At 65.2% G+C, this 12,378-nt stretch carries 10 protein-coding genes; 7 read left to right on the forward strand and 3 right to left on the reverse strand.

What is annotated here, in order from left to right:
- Positions 1-18: 18 nt before the first annotated feature.
- From dgoD to manD, 4 genes are all read left to right on the forward strand, one after another.
- On the forward strand, positions 19-1,044 hold the full coding sequence (gene dgoD / locus K728_RS18235; protein ID WP_443110909.1) for a galactonate dehydratase: 1,026 nt from the start codon (positions 19-21) through the stop codon (positions 1,042-1,044).
- A gap of 32 nt (positions 1,045-1,076) precedes the next feature.
- Positions 1,077-1,709: a bifunctional 4-hydroxy-2-oxoglutarate aldolase/2-dehydro-3-deoxy-phosphogluconate aldolase gene (locus tag K728_RS0102715; RefSeq protein WP_024475762.1), complete on the forward strand. Its 633-nt coding sequence runs from the start codon at positions 1,077-1,079 to the stop codon at positions 1,707-1,709.
- A 98-nt stretch (positions 1,710-1,807) separates the two neighbouring features.
- On the forward strand, positions 1,808-2,809 hold the full coding sequence (locus K728_RS0102720; protein WP_272944175.1) for a sugar kinase: 1,002 nt from the start codon (positions 1,808-1,810) through the stop codon (positions 2,807-2,809).
- 44 nt (positions 2,810-2,853) lie between these two features.
- On the forward strand, positions 2,854-4,083 hold the full coding sequence (gene manD / locus K728_RS0102725; RefSeq protein ID WP_024475764.1) for a D-mannonate dehydratase ManD: 1,230 nt from the start codon (positions 2,854-2,856) through the stop codon (positions 4,081-4,083).
- 89 nt (positions 4,084-4,172) lie between these two features.
- On the opposite strand, the gene K728_RS0102730 is transcribed toward manD, so the two are convergent.
- Both K728_RS0102730 and K728_RS0102735 read right to left on the reverse strand, forming a co-directional pair.
- Positions 4,173-4,541, reverse strand: coding sequence for a hypothetical protein (locus tag K728_RS0102730; RefSeq protein ID WP_019481922.1), 369 nt, complete (start codon positions 4,539-4,541; stop codon positions 4,173-4,175).
- A gap of 469 nt (positions 4,542-5,010) precedes the next feature.
- The gene (locus K728_RS0102735) at positions 5,011-5,697 is read right to left on the reverse strand and encodes an aspartate/glutamate racemase family protein (protein WP_024475765.1); all 687 of its coding nucleotides are present in this window, start codon (positions 5,695-5,697) and stop codon (positions 5,011-5,013) included.
- Between the two features lie 200 nt (positions 5,698-5,897).
- Between K728_RS0102735 and K728_RS0102740 the strand changes: the two genes are divergently transcribed.
- A complete protein-coding gene (locus tag K728_RS0102740; RefSeq protein WP_024475766.1) occupies positions 5,898-6,836 on the forward strand; it encodes an NAD-dependent epimerase/dehydratase family protein in 939 nt (312 codons plus the stop codon).
- Positions 6,837-6,931: 95 nt separating this feature from the next.
- On the opposite strand, the gene sctO is transcribed toward K728_RS0102740, so the two are convergent.
- On the reverse strand, positions 6,932-7,819 hold the full coding sequence (gene sctO, locus K728_RS0102745; protein ID WP_024475767.1) for a type III secretion system stalk subunit SctO: 888 nt from the start codon (positions 7,817-7,819) through the stop codon (positions 6,932-6,934).
- Between the two features lie 180 nt (positions 7,820-7,999).
- On the opposite strand from sctO, the gene K728_RS0102750 reads away from it, so the two are divergent.
- Both K728_RS0102750 and K728_RS0102755 read left to right on the forward strand, forming a co-directional pair.
- A complete protein-coding gene (locus tag K728_RS0102750) occupies positions 8,000-10,054 on the forward strand; it encodes an EAL domain-containing protein (protein WP_084442795.1) in 2,055 nt (684 codons plus the stop codon).
- Between the two features lie 93 nt (positions 10,055-10,147).
- Entirely contained in the window at positions 10,148-12,361 is a 2,214-nt protein-coding gene (locus K728_RS0102755; protein WP_024475769.1) for a catalase, read from the forward strand.
- The last annotated feature ends 17 nt before the right edge of the window (positions 12,362-12,378 follow it).

The following is a 12,378-nucleotide window of genomic DNA, read 5'->3' on the forward strand; positions in this document are numbered from 1 at the left end:
GAGGGTCGCTCCGAGACGGTGCGGACCGCCGTCGAGCAGCTCTCCGAGTTGCTGATCGGCGCCGACCCGCTCCGGATCGAGGACCACTGGCAGGTCATGACGAAGGGCTCCTTCTATCGTGGCGGTGCCATCCTGGCCAGCGCCGTCGCCGGGTTGGACCAGGCACTGTGGGACATTGCCGGGAAATCGCTCGGCGTGCCAGTGCACCAGTTGCTCGGCGGGCATGTCCGCGACCGGATCAGGATGTACGGCTGGGTGGGCGGCGACGAACCCGCCGAGGTGGCTGACTCCATCTCCGCCCAGCTTGAGGTGGGACTGACCGCAGTGAAGATGAATGCCAGCGGTCGGATGAGCCCGCTTGGCAGCGTCGCGGAGATCGACGCCGTGGTGGAGCGCGTCGCCGCTGCCCGCGAGGTGCTCGGCCCGCACCGGGACGTGGCCGTCGACTTCCATGGGCGGTTCACCCTTGCCAACACGCGGCGGGTTGCACCGCTGCTGGAACCGTTGCACCCCTTCTTCCTGGAGGAGCCGACTGTGCCGGAGAATTCGCACCTGATCGGTGGGCTGACCAGTTCCACGAGCATCCCCATCGCCACCGGGGAGCGGCTCTACAACCGGCAGGAATTCCTCCCGGTGTTGCAGGCGGGCATCGCCGTCGCGCAACCGGATCTCTCGCATGCCGGTGGCATCACCGAGGTCCGCAAGATCGCCTCCCTTGCCGAGGTCTACGACGTCCAGCTCGCGCCGCACTGCCCGCTGGGTCCGCTGGCGCTCGCCGCCTGTCTGCAGGTGGGCTTCGCGACCACCAACTTCCTGATCCAGGAACAGAGCATCGGCATCCACTACAACCAGGGCGCCGAAGTGCTCGACTATGTCCTCGACAAGACCCCGCTGAAGTTCGTGGACGGCCACGTGGAGCGCCTCACCGGTCCGGGTCTGGGCATCGAAATCGATGAAGCAGCCGTCCGGCGGGCAGACAAGAGCGGCCACGCCTGGCGTTCACCCGTGTGGCGGCACGACGACGGCTCCTACGCCGAGTGGTAAACCGGCCTTCCAGCCCTACGAAAGGACCACCCATGTCTGACTTTCTTGACGGACTCAGCAGCTCCCGCTTGCTGGCCATCATCCGCGGTACCGACCAGGATGCCTCAATCCGTGCCGCCGTAGCCCTGGTCGACGAGGGGGTCCGCTACCTCGAGGTGTCGCTGAACACCCCCGACGCCGTCGACGTCATTGCCGCGGTGCGTCAGGAGGTGGGAGACCGGGCGACCGTCGGGGCCGGTACGGTCCTGACCGCCGACGACGCCGAGCAGGTCGCCGCTGCCGGTGGACAGTTCCTCGTGACTCCGGCGGTCTCCGCATCAGTCGCCGCAGGCGTCAGGCTCCAGCTGCCGGTCATTGCCGGCGCACTGACCCCCACCGAGGTGTACTCGGCAATGGACCAGGGCGCCACTGCGATCAAACTCTTCCCCGCCTCACTTGGCGGGCCCCGCTTCCTCTCGGCCCTGCGCGACCCGTTCCCGGCCATCCCGTTTGTGCCGGTCGGCGGAGTGGACGAGGCAGCAGCCGCCGATTACCTCGCCCGCGGCGCCGTTGCCGTCGGCGTCGGTTCACCGCTGGTGGGGGACTCGGCGTCGGGCGGGGACCTGACCGAACTGCGGCAGCGTGCCCGGCGGTACCTGGAGCTCGCGGCGGCGGTCGCCGGATGAGTGCGGATGCTGACAGGGGGCCAGCGGGGAGTAGCCCGGTTCCTAATGAAGGAGCGGTGGGAGGTAGTCCTTCGGGAAACGTGCATGCATTGCAGGCATTGCAGGCACAATCCGAATGTGAAAGTGCATGCACTGCATGCAATGCATGCACCTTAAAAATTGAGGTAGTCACCTTCGGCGAAACCATGGCGTCGATCCGGGCTGCGGGCTTGCTGCGTGCCGGGGGCGCGATGACCATGTCGCTCGGCGGCGCTGAAACCAACGTCGCGATCGGGCTCGCCCGGCTCGGCCACCGGGTGAGCTGGGTGGGCAGGCTCGGAGCCGACGAAGTGGGGACCTTCGCATTGCGGACCCTGCGCGCCGAGGCCGTGGTGACCGACGGCGTCGTCGTCGACCCCAGGCGCCCCACCGGCCTGATGCTGCTGGAACGGCGGATCGCTGAGGTGTCGCGGGCCGCCTACTACCGGGCGAATTCGGCCGGCTCGGCGCTCTGCAGCGATGACTTGCGGGCGGCGCTGGAAGGCAACCCGCGGGTCCTACACCTCACCGGGATTACCCCCGCACTCTCCGTGTCCGCGGCTGAAGCCACCCTGTGGGCGGCGGGTGAAGCGAAACGTCGGGGCATCCTGGTGAGCTTCGACGTCAACTATCGGGCGAAACTGTGGGCCGTCTCCGAGGCTTCGGCGGTGCTTGGCCCGCTGGTTGACCTGGCCGACATCGTCATCGCTTCCGACGACGAACTGGCCCTCGTGGCCCCCAGCGTTTCGGAAGCCGAAGCCGTGGCGGGCCTGCACGTGCGCGGGGTGCGAGACGTCGTCGTTAAGCGCGGTGCGGCTGGTGCCTCGACCTTCACCGCGGGGGAGCGGCCGGTGCACCAGAGCGCGATCCCGGTACCGGTGGTGGACACGGTGGGGGCCGGTGACGCGTTCACGGCAGGGTATCTCTCAGCGTTGCTCGATGGGGAGCCAACCGCCGGGCGACTGCTGCGCGGGGCGACGCTCGGCGCGTTTGCTGTTTCCGGGTCGGGCGACTGGGAGAACCTGCCGTATCGCAGCGAACTTGCCCTGGCCGACCAATCGGCAGGCAGCACCATCCGCTAGTCAGTCTGGTTCATTTATCTGAAGTTCGTAGCAAGGAGACGTAAGTGAAAATCAAGAGCGCAGAAGTGATCGTGTCGAGTCCGGATCGGAACTTCGTCACTCTCCAGATCACCACCGAGGACGGCCTGACCGGGCTTGGCGACGCCACGCTGAATGGGCGCGAGCTGGCCGCCGCTGCGTATCTGGAACACCACGTGGTGCCGCTGCTGATTGGACGGGACGCGCACCGGATTGAGGACACCTGGCAGTTCCTCTACCGCGGAGCGTACTGGCGCCGGGGGCCGGTGACCATGGCGGCGATCGCGGCCGTCGACGTCGCGCTCTGGGATATCAAAGCCAAAGCCGCTGGCATGCCGCTGTACCAACTGCTCGGCGGCGCGTCACGGGACGGCATCCGTGCCTACGGCCACGCCAGCGGGCGGGACATCCCCGAGATCCTCGACTCCGTCCGGGAACACCTTGAGCTGGGATACAAGGCGATCCGGATCCAGACCGCCGTGCCGGGCATCGATGCCGTGTACGGGGTGGCAGCCCAGCCGAGTGCCGGTGGAACCCGCTACGACTACGAGCCGGCGCAGCGCGCGGCCCTTCCCGCCGAGGAGGACTGGGACACCCGCGCCTACCTGAGGCACATCCCCACCGTGTTCGAGGCGGTGCGCAACGAGTTCGGACCAGAACTGCCGCTACTGCACGACGGCCACCACCGGATGACGCCGATCGAGGCGGCCCGCCTGGGCAAGTCGCTGGAACCGTACGACCTGTTCTGGCTGGAGGACTGCACCCCGGCGGAGAACCAGGATGCGCTGCGGCTGGTCCGGCAGCACACCACCACGCCGCTGGCCATCGGGGAGGTGTTCAACACCGTGTTCGATTACCAGACCCTGATCCGCGAGCAGCTGATTGACTACGTTCGCTCGGCAGTCACCCACACCGGGGGAATCAGCGCGATGAAGAAAATCCTCGACTATGCGGCCCAATACCAGATCAAGTCAGGCATCCACGGGCCCACCGACATTTCGCCGGTGGGGATGGCCGCGGCCCTGCACTTGGACCTGGCAATCCACAACTTCGGCATCCAGGAGTACATGCGGCACGGCGATCTCACCAACGAGGTGTTCCAGCAGTCCTTCTCCTTCAAGGACGGCTACCTACACCCGGGCGAGCAGCCCGGACTCGGCGTCGAACTCGATCTGGACGCTGCAGCGGCCCATCCATACACCCCCGCCTACCTGCCGTTCAACCGGCTCAAGGACGGGACCATTCACGACTGGTAAATCCCCGATCGTGCGGGGGCAGCGACCCGGGCGGTGGTTCCTCGACAGGCCTTCGCGCCATCGAGGTTCCGTCCCGGATCGCCGCCGGTCTAGGCGGGGTACGCCGCTTGCAGCTCGCGCATGCTCCGCGTCCCGCACTGTTCGAGGGATGGTAGGAGACCGACTACGCCATCCAGGTCCTGATGCTTCAGTCTGGTTTTCAGCACGCCCGCCAAGGCGGCGAGCTGGAGAAGTCCCAGCATTCTGCTGGAGCTTTCGATACTGAGGATGACATCCATCAGGAGACGCTCATCCCGATCTTCGGCGGCCCGACTGAGTCGGTAGAACCGTTGATCCCACATGCCGATCGAAATCTGGACGAAGGCGTTGCAGGCTTCAGGGTTCTCGAGCTCACGCTCCAGGTCCTTGAGTGTCCCCGGGGAATAGAGAGGCAGAGATTCGATGGCGTAGTCGATCATAGTGTCCTGTCTTCCCGTGGGATTTCAGGCTAGGAGGACACGGCGGTGATGTAACGCGTGCCGACTACTCGATTATGGGCTGGCGATACGCGAACGGTCCTTCATTCCTACCCGCCCTTTATGCAGGCAGGGCCGTCAGGTGTTTACCAGGCCACCGTTGGCCCCTATGATCAGATCAGAGGTCTAACTGGGGGTCAAAAGGGATGATGAAGAAAAATCGGAAAGTCGACGGGCCGGCAGCGGACCAGCCCGATTCAGCGGCGTCTTCCCCCAGCGCACCCAAAGGAAAATCGGTGAGCTGGCCCAGCCGCCGCCGATCGAGCACTCAGAATCGGGCAACGGATGCGAACGGTGAGTTACGCCGTCTCGCGGCCCGGCGGTGGGACTCGCTCACCAAGCTAGGGCGCCGCCAGCACCCCGGGCAGCCTGAGTAGCCCCGGTAGCTCAGCGGACGGGAACACACCAACGGCTAACCGGCCAGTTTGGCGAGCACCCCGCCCGCGTGGCGCCGAGCGTCGGGACTGCCCAACTGCAGGGTCAAAGCCGACCCAGCCGCCAGGACGGCGTCGACCACGGGTAGGCCGTACCGCCGGCGAAGTTCGCGCGAGACCCCCATGCTGGTCAGCCCAGTGCACGCCTGCAGGATGACGTCGGCGCCCTCGTCAACCAGCCGCTCCGCCGCGAGATAGGTTTCGTAAACCCCGGACGGCGTGAGTAGATCCTGGGTGTGGGTGACGCCGTCGGGCGCCTGAACCGAATGCAAATGCTCACCCAGCACCCGGGCAACGGCGAGCGGCGGTTCTGTGCTGAGCGCGAGCACACCAATCCGGGAGCCCAGGGCGAGGGCAGCGGCCGCCCCTGCAGAGCCGGCGCCCACCACCGGAATATCAACGAGGCTGCGTACGTCCTCCAGCCCGGGATCGGAGGAACAACTGATCATGATGCCGTCAACGTGGGGTGCCAGGTCGGCGGCGAGAGCCATGACCTTGGGGGACGCGAAATCGTGAGTCAACTGGTCGTGGACGCCTTCCGGCTGGTCGTGGACCGCTCGCGAAACAACTTCCACACCGAACGCGTCGCGGACCGCGCGACCGTGGATGTTCAACAGTCGGGGATCACTCGAAGTGAGAACCCTGATTAGGCCGATGCGTGTCATTGATTCCTCATTGGAAGGCCGGTTGGGTCAATTCAATGGTGACAGCGGCGGATTAACGCGAGGTTTCGCGCCGGTTAGCAACTAAAGACCCGTGGGCGTTGCCGCTTTCGGGGGCATGGACGGCGAACTGGGAATGCGACATAATCCCTTCAACTCCTGCCAATAGTTTCGCCCCTCAATGCCTTCTGGAAGGAACGAGCATGGAGCAGATGGTGGTTACCGGGGCTGGTCCGGTCGGATGGACGGTAGCCGAGTTGCTCGCTGGCGCCGGTCACCGGGTGCGGATACTGACCAGGAACGGCACCGGCCCCGACTCGCAGCTGATCCAACGGCAGCCGGTGGATGTGTCGGACCCGACGGCGGTGACTAAAGCCGTTGAGGGGGCCTCCGCCGTCTTCCACTGCATTCACGCCGCCTACAACGCCGACGCCTGGCGGCGGGAGCTTCCCCGGTCAGAGCAAAACATCCTGGCTGCTGCAGGACGCGAGGGCGCCGTCGTCGTCTTTCCCGAAAGCCTCTACTCCTACAGCAAGCCGGAACAGGTGATGACCGAAGCCGGTCCCCGCGACGCGACGGGAGGTAAGCGCGGAGTCCGCACTGACCTGTTGAAGGCGCGGGAGGCATCACCGACCCCCACGGTGAGCGTTGTCTCGGCCGACTTTTTCGGCCCCCGGGTGCTGCAGTCCCAAATGGGTGAGCGGGTGGTGCCCCGGGTGATTGCCGGTCGGCGGATCAGCGTGATCGGGAGCGCAGACACCCCGCATTCCTTCACCTACGTCCCCGATCTCGCGGCCGCATTGATCACCGCGGCCCGCGACGAGCGGGTGTGGAACACGGTGTTGCACGCGCCAACCCTGCGCGCGATCACCCAACGGCAACTGGTCGCCGCCTTCGCCAAGGCCGCGGGCGTGCCGACCCCCAACGTCGTCGCGGTGCCGGGCTGGTTTGTTCGGGTACTCGGACGGGTGCAGCCCTTGATGCGCGAACTGACGGAACTGCTGTACCAGATGGAGCACCCCTTCATCATGGATTCCACAGCGTCGGAGCAGCGGTTGGGGCTGGCCCCCACCCCGTTGCCTGAAGCAGCGGCGGCAACGGTCAACTGGTGGCGGGACAGATCCGTTGCCGGGCGCCGTTAGAGAGCGAGACCGCTTCGGTGGGGTAGGTGGCGGAGGCTCGTAGTCTGGCCCTGCACTACGAATGATGCAAGGATCCCGGCCCGCCCCGTGCCGGCTCAGAGGAGCTTGTCCAACCGCCGTCGGGCGCTGTCCACGGCGCGCTGCGCATCCCGGACGGCGCGGACCGCGGCCGACTGTTCCTGTTCGGCGTCGTCGATCTGGTGGTCGAGTGACTTGAGGTCTGCCCTCAACTCGGCGAGACGGTGCTGCAGGTCCTCAATCTCTGTGGACAACCCGGTACGGCGGTCCTGGAACTTGTCGATCCTGCGTTCCGCGTCTTCGGCGTCGTCGTCGGCCTCCGCCAGAGTGCGCTCGGCGCCCTCCAGTGCGGTGCGCGCGCTGTCGATGCGTTCCTCGTCGACCCCGTTCTCTCCGGCGGTGATCTTCCCGGCCCCGGTCCTGCCGGTGGCGGTGGTAGCCTGCTCAAACGGCCCTCCCACAGCACCTTCGAGGTCGACGGCGTCCCAGCCGCTGGCGCTCAGGACGCGTAGGAGCCGCCCGGTGGACACCGCGGCGGCGGCATCCGCGTCGGTCATGGCGGCACGGAACGTCTGCTCCATTTCGGCTGCGACCGTGGCACTGACACCGTGGCCGAGTTCTTTCGCGAGCGAGAGGCCCACCGCGCCCAGCCCGCTGAGTAGCCGCTGCCGCTGCTGTCCGAGTTCCTTCATTCGTTTCTGGTCTAGCTCTTCCTGGGCATTGCGCAGAGCCATCCCCAGCTCAAGGGCCTCATCAACGGCGTCCCGGCGGTGTTGGACGAGCATGTTGACCAGCCACGCTGCCATCGAAGGTTTGGGGAGCCGCCTGATCTGACCGGATAGCAGCTTGTCATCGGCGCTTTTCGCCCGCGCGTTGCGTTCGGCGGTGAACTCTTCGAGGGGGAGGGCATACAGGTGAGTGGCAGCCTCGGTCAGGGGGTGTTCGGATTGCTTCCGATCGCTCACGGTGTCCTTCCTCAGCGCGGGTGGGTTTGGCCCCAATGTAACCGTGGTGATCTACCTCTCACAATTGCCGCTACCATTCCTCTAGAGGAATTGATCTGGGGAAACGGATCGCCCACCGTAAGACTGGGCCGCCAAACGTTCGTTGGCGTGCGACGTCGGCGTAACGAAGCACACTAGGGGATGAGTTCAATGGCGACCAAATGGGAACCTCGGTTCGAGGGGGAGGTATTGCCCGAGTCGCTGTTTGCGCAGGCTCACGCAGCTACCTCCGAGGTCACACTGATCACCGATGCCAGCCAGAACATCGTCCACGTCTCGCAGTTCTTTACCACTATCACTGGATACAGTCCTGAGGATGTGGTGGGTCTTAATTGCCGGTTGCTGCAGGGGCCTGGGTCTGATCCTGAGACCAAACGCGTCATGAGGACGGCACTGGCCGTCGGGGAGCCCTTCCGTGGGGAAATCCTTAACTACCGCAAGGACGGGTCAGCATTTTGGAATGACCTGAGCGTGGTCCCGCTGCGCGACGCCGACGGTCGGGTCGCCCACTATGCCAGCGTCCAACGGGACATCAACACCCGGATTGCCCTGAACGAGCAACTGCGGTTTCAGGCGATGCATGATCCGGTGACAGGGCTGCCAAACCGGGTGGCGCTCACCGAACGGTTCCAGGACGTGTTCGCTAGGGGCGACCACACCAAGGTCACGGCAGCCGTAGGCATGATCGACCTTGACGACTTCCGCGCCGTCAACAACGCGTTCGGCCACGAAGCGGGGGACCACGTCCTTAAAGAATGGGCTGTGCGCATGCAGGCCATATTGCGCGACGGCGATTTTCTCGGCCGGATGGGCGGCGACGAATTCATTCTTCTGGTGAAGGACATTGACCGCGCGGCGGCGCCGGTGGTGCTCGCTGGAATCCTGGATTCGCTGCACGATGCGGTGGAACGGCCGTTCAACGTCCCGGGGAGAAGCATTCGGGTGGGGATGAGCATGGGGCTCGCGTTGTATCCCCGCGATGGGTGCGACATGGCGTCGTTGCTGCGGAATGCCGATGTAGCGTTGTATCAGTCGAAGAAGTTGAAGAGTAACCGTGACCGGTGGTGGACGCTGGCTGCTGCTGAGCCGGAGGCCGGATTGGGGTCCGACCTGAATTATCTCAAGGCGGGCGTTGCGGGCGTCGGCGGGCGGCCGGATAGCAGCGTCATCGACAGTTACCGGGAGCGGCTGCACTCAGGGGGGCTCGAGGCGTTCATGCAACCGGTGGTTGACCTCCGAGATGGGTCGGTGCACCTGTTTGAGGCGTTGGCCCGGCTGCGGATGGCCGACGGGCGGATTGCTTCGCCCGGCGAGTTCCTTCCCTATCTGACCAAAAATGAGCTTGACCTGCTCTTTGTCGGGATGCTTGATCAGGCGCTCGGCTGGGTCGCCACCTGGGATGGGGAAGGGCTGAAGGCGAACATTTCGGTGAACCTTCCCCCGAGCACGCTCCTGAATCCGGGCTGTCTCACTCTGGTGCGGGACGCGCTGGAGCGCCATAACATTGCCCCGAACCGGTTGGGTCTCGAGTTGCTTGAATCCCAGACCCTGGAGTGGGAGGTGCAGCGCGATGCCCTGGATCAGCTGGTGGGCCTTGGCGTTGGACTGGCGATGGATGACCTCGGCGCAGGCCACAGCAGCCTGAAACGGCTGTCGGTGCTCCCTTTCAGCGCCATCAAGCTGGATCGCGAGCTGCTCACCGAGATCCGCAGGAAGCCTGTGGAGACGCTGAGCATGATTGCGTCCCTCATCCAGATGGGCCGTGATTTTGAAATGAACGTCGCCATTGAGGGGCTGGAGGATCTCGGGATCACCGAGGCCGCCGTTGTCCTCGGCGCTCCGCTGGGGCAGGGGTACTACTTCACCCGGCCGCTGCCTGCCGTGGAGGCTGCCGCCTGGGCACGCGGCCTCACCCTCGACGTGCAGCCGAATGCGCCGCGCACCTACCTCGGTGGGTTGGCCTACCACTGGCAGTTCGCCCGGCTGGGTGCGCCGCATCCGCGTCCGCTGGCAGCCTGCCCGCTTACCGGGCTCCTCGATGACAGTCCCGCCAGCGAGGATGTGATGCGCTGGCACGCTCTGCAGCACGATCCCGATGAGACCCATCCATCTGCGGGCCGCCTGCTGATGGACTGGCTGGTACAACAGATCCGACGCAAAGGAGCGGGAACCGCCGGGGTTTTCACCCCGGTGTAGCGCCCACTTATATATGAAGCCTACTTAGTATTACGTGTAGGCTGACAGGGTAGCGGCAGGAACTTTGCGCTACCCGAGTGTCTGGAGCAATCGATGTCTGAGCAGAATTCCCTCATCACCAACCCCCCTATTCCTGGTGCGCCGTCGGTTGCGGCGCCGAGCCTGGCGGAGCCGGTGGAACCTCGCGAGCCGCTCCCGCCCAAGCCCGATCAGGATGCGCCCGAGACGGTGTCACCGACCGGTACCCCTACCGGTGCTGCCAAGACCGTCAATTCGCAGAGCGGTCGGTTCCTCACCACTGCCCAGGGCGCCCGGGTCGCCGATACCGATCACTCCCTCAAGGCGGGTCCACGTGGGCCGGTCCTGCTCCAGGACCACCATCTGCGTGAAAAGATCACCCACTTCGACCACGAGCGCATCCCCGAGCGTGTCGTTCACGCCCGCGGGGCTGGCGCTCACGGAACCTTTGTGGCCAACGGTGCCGCAGCAGGAGTCACGAAGGCTGGCTTCCTCGCCAAGGACGTCGAGACGCCAGTCTTCGTGCGATTCTCCACGGTGCTCGGCTCACGCGGTTCGGCTGACGCGGTGCGTGACACCCGTGGCTTCGCCACCAAGTTCTACACCGATGAGGGCACCTACGACCTCGTGGGAAACAACATCCCGGTGTTCTTCATCCAGGACTCGATCAAGTTTCCCGACGTCGTCCACGCTGCCAAGCCGCACCCGGACCGTGAAATCCCCCAGGCCCAAAGCGCCCACGACACGTTCTGGGATTTTGTCTCCCTGCACAGTGAAGCGCAGGCGCACACCATGTGGAACATGTCCGATCGCGGCATTCCCCGCTCCTACCGGACGATGGAAGGCTTCGGCGTCCACACCTTCCGGCTGCAGAACGCAGCAGGCGAAACCACCCTGGTGAAAATCCACTGGAAGCCGAAACAGGGCGTCCACTCCCTGGTATGGGAAGAAGCCCAGATCATCAACGGGATGGACCCCGACTTCCACCGCCGCGACCTGGCGGATTCCATTGAGGCCGGAGCCTTCCCGCAGTGGGACCTGGGCATCCAGACCTTCCCGGACACCGAAGACGAGATGTTCGAGGGAATCGACCTGCTCGACCCCACCAAGTTTGTCCCCGAAGAGTTGGCTCCCGTGCAGATCATCGGAACGATGACACTGAACGCAAATCCGACCAACTACTTCGCTGAGACCGAGCAGATCGCGTTCCACCCGGGCCACCTGGTGCCGGGCATCGACGTCACGAATGATCCCCTGCTGCAGGGTCGGCTGTTCTCCTACATCGATACCCAGATCAGCCGGCTCGGTGGACCAAACTTCGCCCAGCTGCCGATCAACCGGCCGCACGCTCCCGTCAATGACATGCTCCGCGACGGCATGCACCAGACCGCAGTCCATGGGGGAGTGGCGCCGTACTGGCCGAACTCGCTCGACGGCGGTTGCCCGTTCCTCGCCGGTGAGGACATGAGCGCCTACATCGACGTGCCGCAGGAACTTCCGGCGTCGCGCAAGGTACGCGAAAATCCGGCCACGTTCGAAGATCACTTCAGCCAGGTGCGGATGTTCTTCAAGTCCCTCACCCCGCTGGAACAGGATCACGTCATCTCCGCGTACACCTTCGAACTGGGAAAAGTGTACGAAGAGAACCTGCGCGTCCGGCAGCTGCAGAACCTCGCCAACATCGACGAGCGTCTGTGCGCCGAGGTGGCCAACGGTGTCGGCCTGGCAGCACCCGCACCCATCGAACAGGTCGAGGATCACGAGCCGAGCCCCACGGTTTCGCAGATCGGCGGCACCTGGCCTGTTGAGGGCCGGATCATCGGTGTGATCGCTGACGCCAACAGCGACGTCACCGCCGTCGCCAGGCTCAGCTCACTGATCAACGACGCCGGAATGGTTCCGTTGATCATCGCTCCCAAGGGCGGCAAGCTCGACGGCGGACTGGTGGTCCAGCGGACCTACCTCACCGCCCGATCCACCGAGTTCGACGCGCTGATCGTGGCCGGCGCGGCAACCCCGGGCGACGACGCTGCCAATAGCCGGGACGCTAAGGCCGGGTCGCCGGGCGTGACAATCGACCCCCGTGTCGCACTGCTCCTCTCCGAGGCGTTCAGGCATTCGAAGGCCATCGGCGGCGTCGGCGACGTTGCCTCGGTGTTGCAGTCAAGCGCCATCAGCCCCGAGGCGCCAGGCGTCGTCGTCGGCGACGCGACGCCAGTGCTCACCACGCTGACCGAGCTGCTGTCCAAGCACCGGGTCTGGGACCGCTTCCCGGTTCCCGCTAAGTAAATAGGTTAAAGGCAACT

It is taken from the genome of Arthrobacter sp. CAL618, assembly GCF_000468215.1.
Lineage (GTDB): Bacteria > Actinomycetota > Actinomycetes > Actinomycetales > Micrococcaceae > Arthrobacter_D.